The following is a 20,585-nucleotide window of genomic DNA, read 5'->3' as shown; positions in this document are numbered from 1 at the left end:
CTGATTGAACCAATCGGTTCGATCGTTGACATAGCGCAAATGAGAGCGCATATCAAGGGGATCGAACCGCTTGGTTCGAAAAAGAATCGAAAATGAGGAAACTTGACTACTATGTCGTCTACCAAGGCACCCGTTATGGACCCAGGCATGACCGCTTCCGAACGTCCCGGCCGTCTGGCCGCAGGGCAGGATCCCGTCAAACGGCAGCAGATACTGGATGGGGCCAATCGCGTCTTTTCGCAGATGGGTTTTGATGCGGCCAGCATGAATGACATTACCCGCGAAGCGGGCGTGTCGAAGGGCACGATCTATGTCTATTTCAACAACAAGGAAGAGCTGTTCATCGATCTGTGCCAGCAATACAAGGCGGCGCTGTTCGACGGCATCTACCATGCGCTGGAGAGCAACAACAGCGACCTGCGCGAAGCCTTGATCCAGTTCGGCATCTCACTGTCGACGCTGATTACATCGAATGCCGGTATCCGGGCGCAGCGTGTCATCATCGGGGTGGCGGAGCGCATGCCCTCCATGAGTTCCAGCTTTTACGAAAAGGGGCCGAAAAAGGGTCTTGCCCTGATGCGCGCGCTTTTGGACAAACATGTCGCTGCTGGATCTCTCGCGATCGAGGATACGGAGCTGGCGGCCTATCAGCTTTCAGACCTTTTCCATTCGGGCCTGCTGCGCCGCCGCCTGTTCGGCCAGATGGAGCAGGAACCGGAGCCGGAGCAGATCCGCAAGACCGTGACTGCGGGTGTCGACCTGTTTCTCAAGGCCTACAAGGCCTGATCAGGCGGTGCCGCAGGCGGCGCAGACGCCACGGATTTCGATGGTGGTCTTGGTCTGTTTGAAGCCGTTCTGCGTGGTCCATTCGCGCACCCGCTGGGTGATGATATCGTCGGAAAATTCCGAGACCTGCCCGCATTTCTCGCAGATGGCGAAGGCGATCATGCCGTGATTGTGGCTGTGATTGTGGGGATGCGCGCAGGCGACAAAGGCATTGATGCTTTCGAGGCGGTGGACCATGCCGTAGTCGAGCAGCTTTTCCAGGGCGCGGTAAACCTGCAGCGGCGCACGGAAACCGTCACCGCGCAGCTGGTCGAGGATGGTGTAGGCGCTCAAGGGCCCTTCGGCGCGCGACAACGTATTGAACACCAGGGTCTGGTTCTTCGTCAGCTCATGGGCGGTTGTCATTGCCTTCGGGTCTCCTGAACGTACACGTTTAAGTCGCTAGCGCGTGATATTGCCGTAAACAAGTCCGTTTCCGTAAAAATCTGCTGTCTCTAAGATAAGCAGCGGCGTCATCGGCTGCCAGTGGATAAATTAATTTCGTCTGTTCTCAAATTTGCCATTGTTGACTAATGTAATAACATCACATATCGAGACGTCAAGAAGATGCCGGATGGACGTGACCGACCGAACGCCGCCGTCCGGAGCATGCGGATAGACCATGACTGACCAATGCCTGACCTTTCGTGACCTTACCCTGGGGTATCGCAGCCACCCTGCCGTTCATCATCTGAGCGGTGTGGTCGAGCGCGGTTCGCTGACGGCCGTCGTGGGTGCGAACGGTTCAGGCAAGTCGACGCTGATGAAGGGTATTGTCGGTGTTCTCCAGCCGATGTCCGGTTCCGTCGTGGTCGAGAAGGACGTTCGCGTCGCCTATCTGCCGCAGCAATCGGAACTGGACCGCTCGTTTCCGGCGCGGGTCATCGATCTTGTTTCGCTGGGGCTCTGGCCCCGGCGCGGCCTGCTTGGCCGCTTTACCGCCGGTGACCGTGAACAGGTTTCGCGGGCCCTGATGGGCGTCGGGCTGGGCGGCTTTGAAAAGCGCCCCATCGACAGCCTGTCGGGCGGGCAATTGCAGCGCGCCCTGTTTGCCCGGGTGCTGGTGCAGGATGCCGATCTGATCCTTCTCGACGAGCCGTTCAATGCCATCGATGCCAAGACGGTGGGTGATCTCATTGCGCTGATCAAGCGCTGGCACGGCGAAAAGCGCACCATCATGGTGGTGGTCCACGATCTCGACCTGGTGCGGGAGCATTTCCCCGAAACGCTGCTTTTGGCGCGCAAGCCCATTGCCTGGGGCGCCTCGCGGGAGACGCTTCGTCCGGAAAACCTGCTGCATGCGCGGCAGTTCCACGAGGCCTGGGCCGAGAGTGCGCCCTGGTGCGAGGATGATGCCCAAATGTCCGCGACCGGCGGTCATGGCCACGATCACGCGCATGATCACACGCATCATGCGCATCATGATGGTCACAGCCGGGCGGGGGCCTGATCCGGATGTATGATTTCCTCATCGCCCCCTTCATCGAATACAGCTTCATGCAGCGCGCCTTGCTCGGCTCGCTGGCGCTCTCGCTCAGTTCCTGCCCTGTCGGCGTGTTCCTGATGCTGCGGCGGATGAGCCTGACCGGCGATGCCATGTCGCACGCCATCCTGCCGGGAGCCGCCGCCGGTTTCCTGCTCTACGGCCTGCAGATCGTGCCGATGACCATCGGCGGGCTGATCGCCGGGGTGATCGTGGCGCTCGGCGCCGGGGCGGTGTCGCGCTTCACGATCCAGAAGGAAGATGCCTCGATGGCGGCCTTCTACCTGATATCCCTTGCGCTGGGGGTAATGATCGTTTCGCTGCGCGGTTCGAATGTCGACCTGATGCATGTGCTGTTCGGCACGGTCCTTGCGCTCAACAACGAGGCGCTGAGCCTGATCGGCCTGATCTGCGGCGTCAGCATCGTGACTCTCGCCATTTTCTGGCGCGGCCTGGTGGCCGAGTGCCTTGATCCCCTGTTCCTGCGTTCGGTCAGCCGCATCGGCACGCCCGTGCATTTCATCTTCCTGGCGCTGGTGGTGCTCAATCTCGTCGGCGGCTTCCAGGCGCTCGGGACACTGCTGTCGGTCGGCCTGATGATGCTGCCTGCCGCCGGCGCGCGCTTCTGGACGACCCGTGTCGGCCCGATGTGCGCGGTTGCAATCCTGATCGGGATGATATCCTGCGTTGCGGGCCTGCTGATCTCCTATCATTTCGCCCTGCCGTCCGGCCCGGCGATCATCCTTTCCGCCGGTGCGATGTATATCGCTTCCATTCTCATCGGCTCACGCGGCGTTCTCAGCAGCCGCATGCGTTCCCACCGCCACAGAACCGCCTAAACCTCGATAAAGGAGACTACCAATGCGCAAAGCTCTTAAACTTGCTACGGCTCTGAATGTTATATTGTTACTATCTGCGGCTTCATCCACCGCTTTTGCGGCTGACCTGAAGGTTGTTTCCAGCTTTTCCATCATCGAGGATTTTGCCAAGAACGTCGGCGGCGACAAGATTTCGCTGACCAATCTGGTCGGCCCGAACGGCGACAGCCATGTCTATGAGCCCAAGCCATCGGATGCGGCGGCGCTGGCAAAGGCGGATGTGGTTCTGGTCAATGGTCTGGGATTTGAAGGTTTCCTGCCGCGGCTGGTCGAGGCGAGCGGCACCAAGGCGCCCATTGTCGAGCTGACCAAGGGTATCGAGCCCCTCAAGGCGCAGGAAGAGGAAGAAGGCCATGCGGAGGCAGGCGCTGAGCATCACCACGATCACGGTGCCTTCGACCCGCATGCGTTCCAGTCGATTGCCAATGCCAAGATCTATGTGAAGAACATCGTCGATGCCTTCTGCAATGCCGACAAGGTGAATTGCGATACCTACAAGAAGAATGGCGCGGACTATACCAAGAAGCTGGATCAGACCGAGATCGATGTGAAGGCCGGCATCGCCGCCATTCCGGAGGCCAAGCGTCTGATCATCACCTCCCACGATGCATTCGGCTATTTCGAGCATGCCTACGGGCTGAAGTTCCTGGCGCCCGAAGGTCTTTCAACGGATGCGGAGCCGTCCGCTGCCGATGTCGTCGCGCTGATCAAGCAGGTCAAGGAAGACAAGGCCTCGGCGATCTTCGTCGAGAACATCACCAATCCGCGCCTGATCGAGCAGATCGCCAGCGAGACCAAGCTGAATGTCGGCGGCACACTGTTTTCCGATGCCCTGTCGGAACCGGGCGAAGGCGCCAGCACCTATATCGACATGATGCACCACAATATCAGTGCCTTCAAAAAGGCCATTCTCGGCAGCTGATCGGCTGCGCCGGAAAAAGCGGGGGATGACTCCGCTTTTTTCATTGGCATCAATGTAATGTTATTACATTATATCTGCAGGACTCCCACGATGCATGAAGGAACAAGCATGTCACGACATCTGAAAAATGTGTTGCCGCTCGCCATGGTCTTCGGCTTTGCCGCCTTGCCCGCTCTGGCCAATGAGCAGACCGCCTGGCGCGTTTTCGTCTCGGATCACGCCGAGCCGACCATCCGCGTGTTCGACCCGCGAACCGGCGGGATTGTCGATACGTTCAAGGTGAAGGCACCGGCCGGCCTGTCGCTGTCCGACAGCGGGAAAACAATTTTTGCCGTGCAGCGGGACGGCGGCGAGGTGGCGGTCCTGTCGACCGGCATTGCCGTGGAGGACCACGGCGCCCATGGCGATCTCAAGGTCGAGGCGCCGAAACTGCTCGATCTGAAGCTGGAAGGCCAGCGGCCTTCGCACTTCGTCGATCACAACGGCAATATCGCCCAGTTCTTTGACGGCGATGGTCTGGTGAAGGTCGTCAGGGAAAGGGATGTGCTTGCCGGAAAAGCCGATGTGCGCAGCATCAAGCTGGCTTCGCCGCATCACGGCGTTGCCGTCTCCTATGGCGGTATGGTGCTGGTGACGGAGCCGCACCCGGAAAAGCCGGTGGATGAGCTCCCCATCGGCATCAAGGTTCTCGGCAGCGACGGCTATCCCGTCGGCGCGCTGCATGCATGCCCTGACCTGCATGGGGAAGCGTCGTCCGGCAATATTCTGGCCATCGCCTGTAAGACCGGGCTGCTTCTGGTCAAATCCGGCGCGGATGCGCCCGAGATCAACCATCTCGCCTATGCGTCATCGCTGCCTGACGGCAAGATCACCACGCTTCTCGGCGGCAAGGGCCTGCAGTATTTCCTCGGCAATTACGGTCCGCAGGCGGTGGTGCTGGTCGAGCCGGGCAATGCCGAACCGTTCCGCCGGATCGAACTGCCCGCCCGCCGCGTGCATTTTGCCGTCGATTCGGCGCGCCCGCGGTTCGCCTACATCTTCACCGAGGACGGGCAGTTGCATCAGCTGAATGTCATTACCGCCAAAATCGAAAAATCGCTGAAGCTGACCGAGCCCTACAGCATGGACGGCCACTGGAGCCTGCCGCGGCCGCGCATCGCCGTCGCCGGTGACGAGATCATCGTCAGCGATCCGCTGAAGAGCCGCCTGCATGTGATCAAGGCGGCCGCCTTCGCGAAAGACCGCGAGATCGCGCTCGAAGGCAAGCCTTTCAATGTCGTGGCCGTCGGCGGCTCCGGCGAAGTTCACGACTGACGTTATCCGGCCTGCTGCGGCCCTCGCGGCAGGCCATTGCAAGAGGGCAATAGCCATGCACAACACAGCCATACCCAACCGCCTTCCGGTCACGGTGCTCTCGGGCTTTCTCGGAGCCGGCAAGACCACTTTGCTCAACCATATTCTCAATAATCGCGAGGGGCGGCGCGTTGCCGTCATCGTCAACGATATGAGCGAGGTGAACATCGATGCCGCGCTCGTACGCGACGGCGGCGCCAATCTTTCGCGCACCGATGAACAATTGGTCGAAATGACCAATGGCTGCATCTGCTGCACCTTGCGCGATGACCTGCTGCAGGAGGTGGAAGCCCTGGCCAAGCAGGGACGTTTTGATTATCTCCTCATCGAGTCGACCGGCATTTCCGAACCGTTGCCGGTGGCCTCGACCTTCGATTTCCGTGATGAGAACGGCCGCAGCCTGTCCGATGTGGCAAGACTCGACACCATGGTGACCGTGGTCGACGCGGCTAATCTGCTGAAGGATTACGCCTCGGCGGATTTTCTGAAGGACCGGGGGGAATGGCTCGGCGATGCCGATAACCGGACGCTGGTCGATCTGCTGGTCGACCAGATCGAGTTTGCCGACGTCATCATCCTCAACAAGATTTCCGACTCGTCCCTGTATGACCGCGATCTGGCGCGCAAGATCATCCGCGCGCTCAACCCGGATGCAAAACTCATCGAGACGGATTTTGCCGACGTGCCGCTGGATGAGGTGCTCAATACCGGCCTGTTCGACTTCGACAAGGCGCAGGAGCATCCGCTCTGGTTCAAGGAACTGAACGGCTTTGCCGACCATGTGCCGGAGACCGAGGAATATGGCGTCCGCTCCTTCGTCTACCGGGAGAGGCGTCCGTTCGATCCGCAGAAGCTCCATGCCTTTCTCGACAGGAACTGGCCCGGTGTCATCCGCTCCAAGGGGTTTTTCTGGCTGGCGACACGGCCGGATTATGTCGGCGAACTCAGCCAGGCCGGTGCGCTGGTGCGGGCGGAAAAACGCGGCCTGTGGTGGTCGTCGATCCCGCGCAACCGCTGGCCGGAGCATCCGGAATGGCTGAAATCCATGAAGCCCTACCTGCACAAGGTCTGGGGCGACCGGCGGCAGGAGATTGTCTTCATCGGCGTCGATCCGATGAATGAAGTGCATCTGCGGGCACAGCTCGACGCCTGTCTGGTGGACGCGGACGAGTTCACGCCGGGCAAGTGGGAAGACCTGTTCGACCCATTCCCGAGCTGGGTCCGGCAGGCCGCCTGATTTCGGCCGGATTGATAGGGTTATCGCTTGGGCACCGCACGACAGACACGACAATCATACCGCTGGGACCATAGGCCAAATCCAGCGGGTCGTGTTGCCGGACGATGCTCCATTCCCGTCCCGGGGTCAGCCGGGGCGGGAATATTTTTGGTGGGATCAGATATAGGCGGCGGTTTCGGTGGGCGAAATCCGCACCTTGCCGATGTTGCGGCCGTCCATTTCGACGATTTCATACGCGTAATCATCGACTTTCAGCTTTTCGCCCTGAGCGGGGATGTGGCCGAGATTCCACAGGATGTAACCGGCCAGCGTCGTGTAGCGGTCGCCGTCATCGACGAGGTCGCGTTCGATCAGGCCGCCGAGGCGGCGGATGTCGATATAGGCGTCCACCACCATGCTGCCGTCTTCCGACCGCTCAAGGATCGGGCTCTCCTCGCCTTCATCCGGGAAGTCGCCGGCAATGGCCTCGAGGATATCCGTTGGCGTGACCACGCCCTCGAATGAGCCGTGTTCGTCGAGAACAATCGCCATCTGCACCGTCGTGCCGCGCAATTGCTCCATCACGCGCAATACGTTGGCATTCTCGTGCAGGATCAAGGGCTGGCGGGTCACCTTGTCCCAATCGATCTTGCCGCCGTCGAGAATGGCGAACAGCAGGTCCTTGGTCAGGGCCACGCCGACGAATTCGTCGACCCGCCCGCGGGCGAGAACCACGCGGCTGTGAGAGAGCGTGCGGATTTCCGCCAGCAGTTCCTCGTTGGTCTCGTTGAGGTCGAGCCATTCGACCTCGTTGCGCGGCGACATGATGGAACGCACCGGCCGCTCGACCAGGTCGAGAACGCCGCGGATCATTTCCTTTTCTTCCGGGTGGAAGACTTCGCCCGCGGCCGTCTGCTCGGCGATCACATCCAGCGCATCCGAGTGATGGCTGGCATCGCCGGAACGGCCGCCGCCCAAAAGGCGCAGCACCGCGCCTGCCGTGCGGTCACGCAGGTCCATCGAGGTGACGCGCTTGTCGCGGTTATGCCGTCCGACCTGATTGGCCGCTTCGATGAGGACGGAGAAGCCGATGGCGGCGTAGAGGTAGCCCTTCGGAATATGGAAGCCGAAGCCTTCGACGATCAGGCTGAAACCGATCATCATGAGGAAGCCAAGGCAGAGGATGACGACGGTCGGATGGCGGCTGACGAAGGCCATGAGCGGTCTGGATGCAAGCATCATGACGCCTACCGCCACGACAACGGCGATCATCATGACTTCCAGAGATTTGACCATGCCGACGGCGGTGATCACGCTGTCGAGCGAGAAGACGGCATCGAGCACGACGATCTGGGCGATGACCTGCCAGAAAACCGCATGGGCGACGTTGGATTCCTTGGCGGACATATGGCCTTCAAGACGCTCGTGCAGTTCCATCGTGCCCTTGAACAGCAGGAACAGACCGCCGATGATCAGGATGAGGTCGCGCCCCGAGAAGCCGAAACCCGCCACGCTGAACAGCGGTGTCGTCAGTGTCACCACCCAGGAGATGGAGGCGAGCAGCGCGAGGCGCATGATCAGGGCGAGGGACAGGCCGACGATGCGCGCGCGGTTGCGCTGGCTCGGCGGCAGCTTGTCCGCAAGGATGGCGATAAACACGAGGTTGTCGATCCCGAGTACGATCTCAAGCACGATCAGCGTGGCGAGACCAATCCAGGCATTGGGGTCGGCAATCCATTCCATTGGGAAGTCGGTTCCTTCTAAGAGATGCGGGTCAGGGCGCGACATGGCGTGCGGATGCGGCTGGAAAAGCCAGCGCAAATCCGCCCGCGATGCAGGCCAAATCGGATGTTGGGGAGAAAAACGGGAATTGTTGCTGACGCTGCGCGGGCAGAGTCAGCTTGCTTCGCAAGTCCGGACTTGGAGGCTCTTCAGATTGTTCGTCCGGCATCGAGGCGCGGTCAGTCCCTGTTTGACTGGCGTCATGGGTGAAACTTACGGGTGCCAGATGCGCTTATAATGGCAGTCTGCACGGCCGCGTTCAAGAGGATGTGGCGAAAATTCGGCAGCGAGGCCGCAAATCCGCCTATCCGGCAAAGCCGCCCGCATCGAGGAATGCCTGTTCGTCCGCCGTGGATTTCCGCCCGAGAATGGTGTTGCGATGGGGAAAGCGGCCAAACCGGTGGATGATGTTGTAATGATCTTCAGCCCATTCGAGCTGGCTCGGGGCCGATGCGGTGTAAAGCTTCACGCAGCGCAATTGCTCGTCGATGTCTTCCGAATGCATGAAGGGCAGATAGAGAAAGCCGCGCACGGACGGCTCGAGGGCAAGATCATGGCCTCTTTCCAGCGCCTCTCCGGCGTAATGGCGCGCCAGCGAGTCCGTCGCATACATGTGGCCCGTGCCGCGAAAGCAGTTGCGCGGGAACTGGTCGAGCAGGATCATCAGCGCCAGCGCACCGTCGGCGGTTTCGATCCAGTGGTCATAGTCGCGCCGGGCGGCGGCGAAATGCCTGTTGAGAAAGGTCTGGTGGAACGTTTCGTCGAACGCCGCATCCTTCTTGAACCAGGCGTCGGGTCCGGCCTTGCGCCAGAAGCCGACAATACCGTCGATGATGGCCTGATCGGTTTCAACCATTGCTTGTCCTTCCATGGTGGTTGCAATCAGTTTGCACTGTCGGCGGTTTGCGCCGCCGGCAGCACGCGGGCGGTTTCTTCGCTCAGAGCCCGGCCGGTTTGCCGTGGTTTGACCAGGGGGCCTGGCACCGGTGCGTTGCCCCTCATCAGATCGTTGCCGGCGCGGATGCCGCCGGCGAGCTGCAGGTCGAGGCGTTCCGCATCACGCTGGCGCACGTCGCCGATGATCTCCGCCGCTTCCTCGGGCGCGACGCCGAGGCCGATCAGCGTGTTCTCGCCAAATGACAGGGCCGATTCGAAGGTTTCGCGGATCTGGTACTCGACGCCGGCCTTGATCAGCGCCAGCGTGTTGCCGCGGTCGAAGGAGCGGGCATAGACCTGCACCAGCGGATATTCCGCCTTGATATGCTCGGCGATGGCGAGAATGGTGTCGGGCTTGTCGACGCAGATGAGCACGGCCTGTGCACGGCCGGCGCCTGCCGCATGCAGGATGTCGAGACGCGTGCCATCGCCGTAATAGACCTTGAAGCCGAATTCGGCTGCGGCCTGGATCATCTCGATATCATTGTCGATGATCGAGACATCGACGCCGCGCATAAGCAGCGGCTGGCTGGCGATCTGCCCGAACCGGCCGAAACCGATGACGAGGACGCTGCCGGACAGGCCTTCCGCGACGTCGACACCATCCAGCGACTGCTTTTCGCGCGGCAGGATATAGCGCAGGCCGATGATGGCGATCGGGGTGAGCACCATGGAGATGATGATGATGGCCGTCAGCATGGCATTGGCGCGGCCATCGAGAATGCCGACCGACGTGGCGGTGGAATAGAGCACGAAGGCAAATTCGCCGCCCTGCGCCATCACGACGGCACGCTCCAGCGCTTCCGTGTGGGACGAGCGCATCAGGCGGGCGACGATATAGATCGCGATGCCCTTCACCACCATGAAGGCGGCGACGTAGAACAGCACGCTGCGCCAGTTGGCGGTCACGACGCTCAGGTCCAGCGACATGCCGACGGCGAGAAAGAACAGCCCGAGCAGGATGCCGCGGAAGGGTTCGACATCGGCTTCGAGCTGATGCCGGAAGGTGGATTCGGACAGGAGTACACCGGCAAGGAAGGCGCCCATCGCCATGGAGAGGCCGCTGACCTGCATGACGAGCGCGGCACCGAGCACGACGAGGAGGGCGGCGGCAGTCATGACCTCGCGCGCCCGGGACTGGGCAAGGAAACGGAAGAGGGGGTTGAGCAGATAACGGCCGGCGACGATGAGACCGACCACGGCGCCGACGCCGATGCCGATATCCATCCAGCGCAGGCCCGACGGCGGCGCATCGGTGGCGGCGATGGGCGCAAGGAAGGCGACGAGCGCGAGAAGCGGCACGATGGCCAGGTCCTCCAGCAGCAGGATCGAGACCATGCGCTGGCCCTTGGTGCTTGATATCTCGCCGCGTTCTTCCAGCAGCTGCATGACGATGGCCGTCGATGTCAGGACGAAACCGGCCCCGGCCACGAAGGATATGGCGACGGGAAAGCCGGTGGCGATGCCGACACCCGTCAGCAGCAGCGCACAGACACCCACCTGCAGAGCGCCAAGGCCGAAGATCTCCTTGCGCAGGCCCCAGAGGCGGGAAGGCTGCATTTCAAGGCCGATGATGAACAGGAACATGACGACGCCAAGTTCAGCGACGTGCAGGATCGTCTGCGGATCGGAGAAGAATTTGAGGCCGAATGGCCCGATCACCAGACCGGCGGCGAGATAGCCGAGGACGGAGCCAAGCCCGAGCCGCTTGAAGACGGGCACGGCGACAACGCCTGCGCCCAAAAGCACGACGGCACTGAGAAGGTCCGGTCCATGAAGCTCCGCTGCCATTGTATCTCCCGCCATTGGTTATGCTGCTGGTTACCAGAGGTAAAGCGCCGGGGGCTGGCAGGCAAGAGATTTGAGGTTGTGGATGGTTTATCACCCCCCTCTGTCCTGCCGGACATCTCCCCCACAAGGGGGGAGATCACATCGGCATCTGCACTTGTGCTTACTTTGCAATGTTTCAGAACGGATCGAAACAGCTGTGAAAGCTGATCTCCCCCCTTGTGGGGGAGATGGCTGGCAAGCCAGAGGGGGGTTAAAGGTGAACCAACGCCTACAACCCCCACAGCCGCTTGGCGTTGCCGGAAAACAGTTTGGTCTTTTCGCTTTCACTGCATCCTGAAACCAGCGCGTGCGTGGCGGCGATCCACGTGGCAAGGCCGCCGCCCAGCGTGCAGACCGGCCAGTCGCTGCCCCAGACAATCCGGTCCCAGCCGAAACTGCCGATGACATGCTGCACATAGGGTTTGAGCGTCTCCGCGCGCCATGCCCCGTCGGCATAGGCGACGATGCCGGAAATCTTGGCGATGACGTTGGCGCGTCCGGCGATTTCGGTGATCTTGCCGCGCCAGATGGCGAAATCATCGCCCTTGATGTCAGGCACGCCGCAATGATCGAGAATGAAGGTCACGTCGGGGGCAAGGTCGACCAGGGCGATGGCCCTGTCCATCTGGCGCGGCAGCACGCACAGATCAAAGGTCAGGCCCGAGCCGCCCATACGCCGGATGTTCTCGCGGAAAAGGGGTTTCTCCGACAGATCGTCCGGCATGGTGTGCAGGATGCGGCGAAAACCCTTGACGAACGGGTTGGCCTGCTGGCGTTCAAGATAATCGGCAAAACCGGCCTCTTCCGGGCGGCATGCGGCAATCGCCCCGGCAATCAGGCTGTCCTCCTGCTCCGCCAGGCTGGCGACGTAATCGATTTCGGTCTGGATTTCGGATGGGGTCACATCCACTTCCATGTGCAGTGCCCGGACTATTCCGGCCCGCTGCGCCTGCAGTGCATATTCGCCGTAGAGAAAATCCCGGTTGAGCGCCTCGACGCCGGCAAGCCACGGATAATGCAGGGCCGACTGGTCGATGAGATGAAGGTGTGTGTCGATGAACATGCCTGATCTGCTCCCGTTCACGCGTGGCGCACAACGCTGGAATGGATGACATCCGCGCCCGCAAGCTCGGAGAGTTTGTGTGGCTGTCGTCACCAGCATTTCGCGCGCCTGATCGACGTCCGGGGCATCTGGGATGTTCAGGAGCTTGATATAGGGACAGGTCAGGGCCGCGATGGACCGGCCATCAGGGCCGAGAATCGGCGCGGATATATTGTAGACGCCCGCGGTCTGGGCGCTGGGCATGATTTCATAGCCGCGCGCGCGGATATGATCGAGCCGCTCGCGAAAATCCGCCGGCTGGGCAATGTCATCGGCATGTTTTTCATATTCGGCAATCATCATGGCGCGTTCCTCATCCGAGCGGAACGCCAGCAGCACGTGACCGGAGCCGGTATTGAAGAGACTGATATGCGAGCCGACGCGGATGGAAATGCCCCAATAGTCCGGCGCCTCCTGCTGGGCGATGACGACTGCGGCGCCGCGGTCAAAGACGCTGAGCTGGTTGGCCTGTTTGGTCAGGACCGCAAGATCGCGCATCAGCGGCGTTGCATAGGAAGCGAGCCGGCGAACCGGCGCATGCAGCTGGGCGAGGCCGAACAGTTTCAGCGTCAGGGAGTAGCGGTCGCCTTCGAGCCGGGTGACATAGCCGCGCCGGACCAGCCGGTCGAGCATGCGGTAGAACTCATTGGGGCTGCGGCCGAGATGCTTGGCAATTTCCGCCTGGGTAAGGCCGCCGTCAATGCCCGAAAGCAGTTCGAGAATGTCCAGTCCCTTGTCGAGTGCCGGGGCGCGATACCGGTCGCTGTCGTCTTCTTCCAACATGGTTGTCCCCCTCATTTCACTCAATGCATATACGAAGATTATCTTCATAGGAAAGCGTTTCCGCGCTTGACGGTCAAGCCTGTAAATGTTTGTATATGAATGACACGCCCATATATGGGTGAAGAAAAGTGCCGGGAGGCGGCACTCTGGATGTTGGGAGGAACTGCATGAAAAACCTGCTAGCCAGTGTTTCGGCCGGCGCTATCGCGCTGTTGAGCACAAGTTTTGCCTTTGGCGCCGAACTGCCGGGCAAATTCGCGGGCGTCACCATTGACGCCAAACTGATCGGCGGCCAGCAATATGAGCCGCTGTACGAGCGCATCGGTGAGTGGGAGAAGCTGACCGGCGCCAAGGTCAACATCCTGTCCAAGAAGAATCACTTCGAGCTCGACAAGGAGATCAAATCGGATATCGCCTCGGGCAGTCTGAAATGGTGCGTCGGTTCGAACCATTCATCCTTCGCGCCGCAATACCCGAAGATCTATACGGATCTGACGGCGCTGATACCGGCGGCGGAAGTCGCGGCGTTCGTTCCAGCCAACATCAAGGCCTCGACGCTCGACGGCAAGCTGGTGATGCTGCCGCGCGCGCAGTTCGACGTTTCCGCGCTGTACTACCAGAAGAGCATCTATGCCGACGAAGCCAACAAGAAGGCGTTCAAGGCCAAGTATGGCTATGACCTGACGCCGCCCGATACCTGGCAGCAGGTGACGGACCAGGCGCTGTTCTTCACCAAGGCGCCGGATTTCTACGGCACGCAGTTTGCCGGCAAGGAAGAAGCGATCAATGGCCGCTTCTATGAAATGCTGGTCGCCGAAGGCGGCGAATACATCGGCAAGGATGGCAAGCCCGCCTTCAACTCGGCCGCGGGCATCAAGGCGCTCGACTGGTTCGTCAATCTCTACAAGGCCAAGGCGGTTCCAGCGGGAACGACCAACTATCTGTGGGATGATCTCGGTCAGGGTTTTGCCTCCGGTTCCATCGCCATCAATCTGGACTGGCCGGGCTGGGCAAGCTTCTTCAATGATCCGAAGTCCTCGAAGGTTGCGGGCAATGTCGGTGTCAAGGTTCAGCCGGCGGGATCATCGGGCAAGCGGACCGGCTGGTCCGGCAGCCATGGCTTCTCGGTCACGGAAGCCTGCGCCAACAAGGAAGCCGCCGCTTCGCTCGTCTGGTGGCTGACCAACGAAGACAGCCAGAAGCTGGAAGCGAAGGCCGGGCCGTTGCCGACGCGCACAGCGGTCTGGGCCTGGGATATCGAGCAGGCCAAGAGCGATCCGTACAAGACGGAAGTTCTGGCGGCTTTCCAGGAAGCGGCGAAGAATGCCTTCCCGGTTCCGCCGCTCGCCGAATGGATCGAGATTTCCAACGCGGTCTATCCGGAGCTGCAGGCTGCCATCCTCGGAGACAAGACCTCCAAGGAAGCGCTCGACACTGCTGCCCAGAAGGCAACCGATATCCTCAAGGATGCCGGCAAGCTTTGATGCGGTTGGGAGGCGGGGTGATGAATGTCACCCCCCTCTATCCTGCCGGACAGGGGGGTAACGCATGCGACCTACCCGAGAGCAGAGATTAAAAGGCCAATATCTCCGATGAAATTTCCCAAACTATCAGCGCCGACGCTCCTGCTGCTGCCTGCCATTATCGTTCTGGCTGCGGTCATCGTCCTGCCCTTGCTGTTTTCGCTCTACTCCAGCTTCACGCCGTTCCGGCTGACGAAACCCGAGACGATCTGGGTTCTCATCGGGTTCCGCAATTATATGAGCGCGCTGACGAGCCTGGAGTTCTGGACCGCGTTCGGACGGACCGTTCTCCTCCTGACCATCGCGCTCAACGCCGAAATGTTTCTTGGCCTTGGCCTTGCCATGCTGGTCAACAAGGCCACGCGCGGCCAGCGCCTGTTGCGCACGCTGATGATGTTCCCGATGATGTTCTCGCCGGTGCTCGTCGGCTTCCAGTTCAAGTTCCTGTTCAATGACAATATCGGCTTCGTCAACAATGTGCTGCAGTCGCTGGGGATAACCACATCGGCCATCCCGTGGCTGATCGACGGCAATCTGGCGCTGTTCTCGATCATTGTCGCGGAAATCTGGTCCTCGACCTCGGTCTTCGCCATCCTGATTCTGGCCGGCCTGCTCGCCATGCCGCAGGAGCCCGTGGAAGCCGCGCGGGTCGACGGCTGCACGCCGTGGCAGACCTTCCGCTATGTCACCTGGCCTTACCTCATGCCCTTCGCCATGATCGCCATGACCATCCGCTCGCTCGACGTGGCGCGCGCCTATGACATCGTCAAGATCATGACCGATGGCGGCCCGGCCAAGCGCACGGAGCTGTTGTGGACGCTGGTCGGCCGCACGGCCTACAGCGATGCGCGCATGGGCATGGCCAACGCCATGGCCTATATCTCGATCCTGCTTTCCATCCTGTTCACCGTGTATTTCTTCAGAAAGCTCGCCGCGGCGCGCCAGCAGATCGGAGCGGAGTGGTAAGATGGATCAGAACAACGCACATCGTCTCAAGCGTCGCGGCCTGAAAATCCTGCATCTGGTCGGCCTGTTCCTGGCCATGCTGGTCATCTGCCTGCCGGGGCTGTGGATCGTTCTCAATTCGCTCCGCCCCACGGTGGAGATCATGGCCAAGCCGCCCGTGTGGATTCCGCAGGACATTTCGCTCGATGCCTACCGCTCCATGTTCGGCGGCGCCGGGCAGGGCGGCATTCCGGTCTGGGAGTATTTCCGCAATTCGCTGATCATCTCCATTACCTCCACCGTGATCGCGCTCATCATCGGCATGGCCGGCGGCTACGCCTTTGCCCGCTACAAGTTCAAGGGCAAGTCGGCGGTGTTCCTCGGCTTCATGCTGACGCGTGCGGTTCCCGGCATCGCGCTGTCGCTGCCGCTGTTCATGATTTTTGCCCGGCTCGGCATCATCGACACCCATTTTTCCATGATCCTGATCTATGTGGCGCTGAACGTGCCCTTCACCATCTGGCTGATCGACGGGTTCTTCCGCCAGGTGCCGAAGGATCTGGCCGAGGCCGCACAGATCGACGGCTGCACGCGCTGGCAGGCATTCTGGCAGGTGGAGTTTCCGCTGGCGGGTCCGGGTATCGCCTCGGCAGGCATTTTCGCCTTCCTGACCTCGTGGAACGAATATGCGCTGGCATCGCAGATCACCCGCTCGGTCAATTCGAAGACGCTTCCCGTGGGGCTGCTCGATTACACGTCGGAATTCACCATTGACTGGCGCGGCATGTGCGCGCTCGCCGTGGTCATGATCGTTCCGGCGCTGACCCTCACATTCATCATTCAAAAGCATCTGGTGTCCGGACTGACGTTCGGCGCGGTGAAAGGTTAAAGGCTCTACCCATGGCACCCGTAACCCTGAAAAAGCTGGTCAAGCGCTACGGCAATGTGGATGTCGTCCACGGCATTGATCTTGAGGTGAAGGACCGCGAATTCATCGCGCTGGTCGGGCCGTCCGGCTGCGGCAAGTCGACGACGCTGCGCATGATTGCCGGTCTGGAAGACATCAGCGACGGCGTCATCGAAATTGGCGGCAAGCCGGTCAACGATCTGCCGCCGCGCGCCCGCAACATCTCGATGGTCTTCCAGTCCTATGCGCTCTATCCGCATATGACCGTGCGCGAGAACATGGGTTTTTCGCTGAAGATCGGCAAGGTGCAGCAGGCGGAGATCGACCAGCGCGTCAATGAAGCGGCTGCCATTCTCGATCTCGAAAAATACATGGATCGCCGTCCGTCGCAGCTCTCCGGCGGCCAGCGCCAGCGCGTGGCCATGGGCCGCGCCATCGTGCGCAAGCCGGAAGTGTTCCTGTTCGACGAGCCGCTGTCCAACCTCGATGCCAAGCTGCGCACGCAGGTGCGCACCGAGATCAAGCGTCTGCACGCCAAGGTGCAGGCGACAATGATCTACGTGACCCACGATCAGGTGGAGGCCATGACGCTGTCCGACCGTATCGTCATCATGCGGGACGGCTATATCGAGCAGGTCGGCACGCCGGAGGAAGTGTTCAAGCGTCCCGCCACGCGCTTTGTCGCCGGGTTCATCGGCTCGCCGCCGATGAACCTCAACGAAGCCACGGTCGATGGCGGCAGGCTGGTATTGAAAGGCGGCCAGAGCCTGCCTTTGCCGCTCGAATTCCGCAACAAGGTGGTTGCGGGCGAAAAGGTCATCTTCGGCCTGCGCCCCGACGATATCTATCCGACCGGCCATGGCCTGAGTTCCGGCGAAGCAACCGACGTTCATGAACTGTCGCTGCCGGTCTCGATCACCGAACCGCTCGGCAACGAGACGCTGGTGTTCATCACGCTGGGCGAAAAGGAATGGGTATCGCGCATGCTTAACCCGCGCCCGCTCGCGGCGGGCGAAACGATCAAGCTGAGTTTCGACCTGTCGCAGGCGCATCTCTTCTCGGCTGAAACCGGCAAAACCCTGCGGAGCTGACCATGGCCAGAATCGAACGCGTCGAATTGCGGATGGTCGACCTGCCGCCGAAAGTGCTGCGGACCGATGCCATCCAGAGCTTTGTTTCGCAGGAAACGCCGATAGTCACGATCACCGACAGCGATGGCGCTGTCGGTACGGGGTACAGCTATACGATCGGCACAGGCGGTTCCTCGGTGATGCGCCTGCTCTCGGACCATCTGGTGCCGCGCCTGCTCGGCAGGGATGCCGACCAGATCGAGGCGATCTGGCGCGAGCTCGAGTTCGCCACCCACGCGACAACCATCGGTGCGATCACCGCGATTGCGCTCGCCGCCATCGATATCGCCCTGTGGGACCTGCGGGCGAAGAAACAGAACCTGCCGCTGTGGAAGCTGGCAGGCGGGGCGAAAGACCGCTGCCCGCTCTACACCACCGAAGGCGGCTGGCTGCATATCGAAAAACAGGCGCTGGTGGATGATGCGCTGCAGGCGAAAGCCAAGGGTTTCAAGGGCGCCAAGGTGAAGATCGGCCGCCCGCACGGGTCGGAAGATCTCGACCGGCTGTCGGCGGTGCGCGCTGCGGTGGGTGCCGGTTTCGAGATCATGACCGACGCCAATCAGGGTTTTACGCTGGATGAGGCCATCAGGCGCTCGCAGGTGCTGCGCGATATTGACCTCGCCTGGCTGGAAGAGCCGCTGCCCGCCGACGACATCGACGGACATGTGCGCCTGTCCGCGGCGACGCAGACGCCGGTGGCCGTCGGCGAGTCGCTCTATTCGATCCGGCATTTCCGCGAATACATGCAGAAGCGCGCCTGTACCATCGTGCAGGTGGATGTGGGCCGCATCGGCGGGATCACGCCATGGCTGAAAGTGGCGCATACCGCTGAAAGCTTCGACATGCCGGTTTGCCCGCACTTCCTGATGGAGCTGCATGTCAGCCTCACCTGCGCGGTGCAGAACGGCAGGTATGTCGAATATATCCCGCAGCTGGACGACCTGACACGCACGCAGATGCGCATCGAGGATGGCTATGCCATCGCGCCATCGGAACCCGGCATCGGCATCGATTGGGACTGGGATGCGGTGAAGGCACGCAGCATCGATGAATTCACCACGGAAATCCGGAGTTAGGCTGATGCAGCGCATGGGCATGATGATCGGGCTGAACGGTGACAAGGTGGCGGAATACAAGCGCCTGCACGCGGCTGTCTGGCCGGAAATCCTGGCGCTCATTTCAAGCTGCAACATCCGCAATTACACGATCTTCCTGCGTGAGCCGGAGAATATCCTGTTCGGCACGTGGGAATATCACGGCACGGATTTTGATGCGGATATGGCCCGCATGGCCGCCGATCCGAAAAACAAGGAATGGTGGGCTGTCTGCATGCCGTGCCAGGTGCCGCTGGCAACGCGGGCGCCGGGCGAATGGTGGGCGATGATGGATGAAGTCTTCCATTTGGATTGATGAGGAATTTGATGCATTTTGATCCATCCACCCTGCAGCAAAGCTGGCCGCTTCCGGCGCCGCCGCGCCCTATCGTGACCTTCGGGGCGGGCAGCATTGTCGGCGATGCGCATTATCCGGCCTACCGGAAAGGTGGCTTTCCCATCGCCGGTCTGTTCGATCCCGATCAGGCGAAGGCCGCGAAAATTGCGGCTGAATGGAATGTGACTGCCTATGCGTCGGTGGTGGAAGCCGCAGCCGTGGAAAACGCCATCTTCGATCTGGCCACGCCGCCCGCGCGCCATGCGGACGTGCTGAAAGCCTTGCCGGAAGGCTCCTTTGCCCTGATCCAGAAACCGATGGGCAGCGACCTTGCGCAGGCCTCGGAAATTCTTGCGATCTGCCGGGAGCGCAACATCACCGCCGCCGTCAATTTCCAGCTGCGGTTCGCCCCGATGATGCTGGCGCTGAAGGACGCGATCGCGCAGGGCTGGCTGGGCGAGGTGATCGATTTCGATGCCTGGCTGGCGCTCGACACGCCGTGGTCGCTGTGGCCGTTTCTCAACGGCCTGCCGCGCGTCGAGATCGCCATGCATTCGATCCACTACATCGATGTGATCCGTGAGATTCTCGGCAATCCGCTGGGCGTGCACGCGAAGACACTGGGGCATCCCGGCCACACGGTGGCGCAGACGCGGACGAGCGCGATCCTCGACTATGGCGATCGGGTACGCTGCTCGCTGTCGATCAATCACGACCACAAATTCGGCCGCACATTCCAGGCCTGCGAGTTCCGCATCAGCGGCACCGAAGGCGCCGCATACGTGAAGCTCGGGGTCAATCTCGACTATCCGCGCGGTGAACCGGACGCGCTGATGATCTACCCGAAGGGCGGCTCCGATTGGATCGATGTTCCGCTGCAAGGCGCATGGTTCCCCGATGCCTTTGTCGGGCGCATGGCCAATCTGCAGCGCTTTGCCAGCGGCGAGGACGAGGCGCTGGTGAGTTCGGTTGAAGACGCCTGGCACACCATGGCGCTGGTCGAGGCCGCCTATCAATCAAGTGCGGCGCCGGCAACACCGCCGGCGCGAAAGCCGGAGGCGTGAATGTCTGAACAGGCCATCTATTTCGAGGATTATGCCATCGGCCATGTGCGCACCACGACGGGCCGCACAATCACCGAAACCGATTTCGTCGTGCATGCGGGCCATACCGGGGATTTCTTCCCGCACCATATGGATGCCGAATTTGCCAAGACCACGCCGTTCGGCCAGCGGGTTGCGCATGGCACGATGATCTTTTCCATCGGTGTCGGCCTCACCGCCAGCCTGATCAATCCGGTGGCGTTCTCCTACGGTTATGACCGTCTGCGATTCGTGCGGCCGGTCTTCATCGGCGACACGATCCGCACGCGCGTGACCATCAGCGCCAAGGAAGACGATCCGAAACGCCCGGGAAGCGGGCGCGTGGTCGAGCGCTGCGAAGTTCTCAATCAACGTGATGAAGTCGTGCTTGCGGCGGACCATATCCTGATCGCCGAGCGCAGAACAACTTGATATGACGGGCACCTCAATGTGCCAA

Annotated in this window: 19 protein-coding genes and 1 pseudogene; 14 read left to right on the top strand and 6 right to left on the bottom strand. The window is 61.1% G+C overall.

Annotated elements, in window-relative coordinates; translation table 11 throughout:
• Positions 1-147: 147 nt before the first annotated feature.
• Positions 148-786, top strand: coding sequence for a TetR/AcrR family transcriptional regulator (locus tag ACZ5FP_RS17590; RefSeq protein ID WP_464661429.1), 639 nt, complete (start codon positions 148-150; stop codon positions 784-786).
• On the opposite strand, the gene ACZ5FP_RS17585 is transcribed toward ACZ5FP_RS17590, so the two are convergent.
• Positions 787-1,191 carry a Fur family transcriptional regulator gene (locus tag ACZ5FP_RS17585; protein WP_223612462.1) on the bottom strand — a complete coding sequence of 135 codons (405 nt, stop codon included), beginning with the start codon at positions 1,189-1,191 and terminating at the stop codon, positions 787-789.
• Between the two features lie 256 nt (positions 1,192-1,447).
• Between ACZ5FP_RS17585 and aztA the strand changes: the two genes are divergently transcribed.
• The 5 genes from aztA (at position 1,448) to zigA (ending at position 6,698) form a co-directional block, all read left to right on the top strand.
• Complete coding sequence (aztA, locus tag ACZ5FP_RS17580) at positions 1,448-2,275, top strand: zinc ABC transporter ATP-binding protein AztA (protein WP_464661428.1); 828 nt, start codon at positions 1,448-1,450, stop codon at positions 2,273-2,275.
• A 5-nt stretch (positions 2,276-2,280) separates the two neighbouring features.
• Entirely contained in the window at positions 2,281-3,147 is an 867-nt protein-coding gene (aztB, locus tag ACZ5FP_RS17575) for a zinc ABC transporter permease AztB (protein WP_464661427.1), read from the top strand.
• A gap of 22 nt (positions 3,148-3,169) precedes the next feature.
• Positions 3,170-4,108, top strand: a complete 939-nt coding sequence (gene aztC / locus ACZ5FP_RS17570; protein WP_464661426.1) for a zinc ABC transporter substrate-binding protein AztC — start codon at positions 3,170-3,172, stop codon at positions 4,106-4,108.
• A 108-nt stretch (positions 4,109-4,216) separates the two neighbouring features.
• Positions 4,217-5,422, top strand: coding sequence for a zinc metallochaperone AztD (gene aztD / locus ACZ5FP_RS17565; RefSeq protein ID WP_464661425.1), 1,206 nt, complete (start codon positions 4,217-4,219; stop codon positions 5,420-5,422).
• Between the two features lie 70 nt (positions 5,423-5,492).
• Entirely contained in the window at positions 5,493-6,698 is a 1,206-nt protein-coding gene (gene zigA / locus ACZ5FP_RS17560) for a zinc metallochaperone GTPase ZigA (protein WP_464663338.1), read from the top strand.
• A 156-nt stretch (positions 6,699-6,854) separates the two neighbouring features.
• On the opposite strand, the gene ACZ5FP_RS17555 is transcribed toward zigA, so the two are convergent.
• The 5 genes and pseudogenes from ACZ5FP_RS17555 to ACZ5FP_RS17535 all read right to left on the bottom strand — a co-directional run bounded on the left by ACZ5FP_RS17555 (position 6,855) and on the right by ACZ5FP_RS17535 (position 13,110).
• The gene (locus tag ACZ5FP_RS17555) at positions 6,855-8,465 is read right to left on the bottom strand and encodes a TerC family protein (protein ID WP_464661424.1); all 1,611 of its coding nucleotides are present in this window, start codon (positions 8,463-8,465) and stop codon (positions 6,855-6,857) included.
• A 298-nt stretch (positions 8,466-8,763) separates the two neighbouring features.
• Entirely contained in the window at positions 8,764-9,315 is a 552-nt protein-coding gene (locus ACZ5FP_RS17550; RefSeq protein WP_464661423.1) for a DUF924 family protein, read from the bottom strand.
• Positions 9,316-9,341: 26 nt separating this feature from the next.
• Complete coding sequence (locus tag ACZ5FP_RS17545) at positions 9,342-11,186, bottom strand: monovalent cation:proton antiporter-2 (CPA2) family protein (protein ID WP_403184066.1); 1,845 nt, start codon at positions 11,184-11,186, stop codon at positions 9,342-9,344.
• Between the two features lie 268 nt (positions 11,187-11,454).
• Positions 11,455-12,288: an amidohydrolase family protein gene (locus ACZ5FP_RS17540; RefSeq protein WP_464661422.1), complete on the bottom strand. Its 834-nt coding sequence runs from the start codon at positions 12,286-12,288 to the stop codon at positions 11,455-11,457.
• A 17-nt stretch (positions 12,289-12,305) separates the two neighbouring features.
• Positions 12,306-13,110: pseudogene (locus ACZ5FP_RS17535) on the bottom strand (IclR family transcriptional regulator).
• Between the two features lie 167 nt (positions 13,111-13,277).
• Here ACZ5FP_RS17535 and ACZ5FP_RS17530 point away from each other — a divergent pair.
• The 8 genes from ACZ5FP_RS17530 (at position 13,278) to ACZ5FP_RS17495 (ending at position 20,560) form a co-directional block, all read left to right on the top strand.
• On the top strand, positions 13,278-14,594 hold the full coding sequence (locus tag ACZ5FP_RS17530; RefSeq protein WP_464661421.1) for an ABC transporter substrate-binding protein: 1,317 nt from the start codon (positions 13,278-13,280) through the stop codon (positions 14,592-14,594).
• Positions 14,595-14,702: 108 nt separating this feature from the next.
• Positions 14,703-15,599, top strand: coding sequence for a carbohydrate ABC transporter permease (locus ACZ5FP_RS17525; RefSeq protein WP_288194393.1), 897 nt, complete (start codon positions 14,703-14,705; stop codon positions 15,597-15,599).
• Position 15,600: 1 nt separating this feature from the next.
• Positions 15,601-16,467, top strand: a complete 867-nt coding sequence (locus ACZ5FP_RS17520; protein WP_464661420.1) for a carbohydrate ABC transporter permease — start codon at positions 15,601-15,603, stop codon at positions 16,465-16,467.
• A gap of 11 nt (positions 16,468-16,478) precedes the next feature.
• A complete protein-coding gene (locus ACZ5FP_RS17515) occupies positions 16,479-17,576 on the top strand; it encodes an ABC transporter ATP-binding protein (protein ID WP_223612474.1) in 1,098 nt (365 codons plus the stop codon).
• 2 nt (positions 17,577-17,578) lie between these two features.
• Positions 17,579-18,691 (top strand): mandelate racemase/muconate lactonizing enzyme family protein, encoded by a 1,113-nt coding sequence (locus tag ACZ5FP_RS17510; RefSeq protein WP_464661419.1) that lies wholly within the window; start codon positions 17,579-17,581, stop codon positions 18,689-18,691.
• A gap of 4 nt (positions 18,692-18,695) precedes the next feature.
• Complete coding sequence (locus ACZ5FP_RS17505; RefSeq protein ID WP_464661418.1) at positions 18,696-19,025, top strand: L-rhamnose mutarotase; 330 nt, start codon at positions 18,696-18,698, stop codon at positions 19,023-19,025.
• A gap of 11 nt (positions 19,026-19,036) precedes the next feature.
• The gene (locus ACZ5FP_RS17500) at positions 19,037-20,110 is read left to right on the top strand and encodes a Gfo/Idh/MocA family protein (RefSeq protein ID WP_464661417.1); all 1,074 of its coding nucleotides are present in this window, start codon (positions 19,037-19,039) and stop codon (positions 20,108-20,110) included.
• The gene (locus ACZ5FP_RS17495) at positions 20,111-20,560 is read left to right on the top strand and encodes a MaoC family dehydratase (protein ID WP_346307367.1); all 450 of its coding nucleotides are present in this window, start codon (positions 20,111-20,113) and stop codon (positions 20,558-20,560) included.
• Positions 20,561-20,585: the final 25 nt, after the last annotated feature.

This window comes from Phyllobacterium sp. T2-21 (assembly GCF_055378485.1).
This window is presented reverse-complemented; position numbering and strand designations above follow the sequence as displayed.

Bases quoted from the DNA above. Each gene is read 5' to 3' on its own strand.
- ACZ5FP_RS17590 (WP_464661429.1), top strand. From the start codon at position 148: ATGACCGCTTCCGAACGTCCCGGCCGTCTGGCCGCAGGGCAGGATCCC.
- ACZ5FP_RS17585 (WP_223612462.1), bottom strand. From the start codon at position 1,191: ATGACAACCGCCCATGAGCTGACGAAGAACCAGACCCTGGTGTTCAAT.
- aztA (WP_464661428.1), top strand. From the start codon at position 1,448: ATGACTGACCAATGCCTGACCTTTCGTGACCTTACCCTGGGGTATCGC.
- aztB (WP_464661427.1), top strand. From the start codon at position 2,281: ATGTATGATTTCCTCATCGCCCCCTTCATCGAATACAGCTTCATGCAG.
- aztC (WP_464661426.1), top strand. From the start codon at position 3,170: ATGCGCAAAGCTCTTAAACTTGCTACGGCTCTGAATGTTATATTGTTA.
- aztD (WP_464661425.1), top strand. From the start codon at position 4,217: ATGTCACGACATCTGAAAAATGTGTTGCCGCTCGCCATGGTCTTCGGC.
- ACZ5FP_RS17555 (WP_464661424.1), bottom strand. From the start codon at position 8,465: ATGTCGCGCCCTGACCCGCATCTCTTAGAAGGAACCGACTTCCCAATG.
- ACZ5FP_RS17550 (WP_464661423.1), bottom strand. From the start codon at position 9,315: ATGGTTGAAACCGATCAGGCCATCATCGACGGTATTGTCGGCTTCTGG.
- ACZ5FP_RS17545 (WP_403184066.1), bottom strand. From the start codon at position 11,186: ATGGCAGCGGAGCTTCATGGACCGGACCTTCTCAGTGCCGTCGTGCTT.
- ACZ5FP_RS17540 (WP_464661422.1), bottom strand. From the start codon at position 12,288: ATGTTCATCGACACACACCTTCATCTCATCGACCAGTCGGCCCTGCAT.
- ACZ5FP_RS17530 (WP_464661421.1), top strand. From the start codon at position 13,278: ATGAAAAACCTGCTAGCCAGTGTTTCGGCCGGCGCTATCGCGCTGTTG.
- ACZ5FP_RS17525 (WP_288194393.1), top strand. From the start codon at position 14,703: ATGAAATTTCCCAAACTATCAGCGCCGACGCTCCTGCTGCTGCCTGCC.
- ACZ5FP_RS17520 (WP_464661420.1), top strand. From the start codon at position 15,601: ATGGATCAGAACAACGCACATCGTCTCAAGCGTCGCGGCCTGAAAATC.
- ACZ5FP_RS17515 (WP_223612474.1), top strand. From the start codon at position 16,479: ATGGCACCCGTAACCCTGAAAAAGCTGGTCAAGCGCTACGGCAATGTG.
- ACZ5FP_RS17510 (WP_464661419.1), top strand. From the start codon at position 17,579: ATGGCCAGAATCGAACGCGTCGAATTGCGGATGGTCGACCTGCCGCCG.
- ACZ5FP_RS17505 (WP_464661418.1), top strand. From the start codon at position 18,696: ATGCAGCGCATGGGCATGATGATCGGGCTGAACGGTGACAAGGTGGCG.
- ACZ5FP_RS17500 (WP_464661417.1), top strand. From the start codon at position 19,037: ATGCATTTTGATCCATCCACCCTGCAGCAAAGCTGGCCGCTTCCGGCG.
- ACZ5FP_RS17495 (WP_346307367.1), top strand. From the start codon at position 20,111: ATGTCTGAACAGGCCATCTATTTCGAGGATTATGCCATCGGCCATGTG.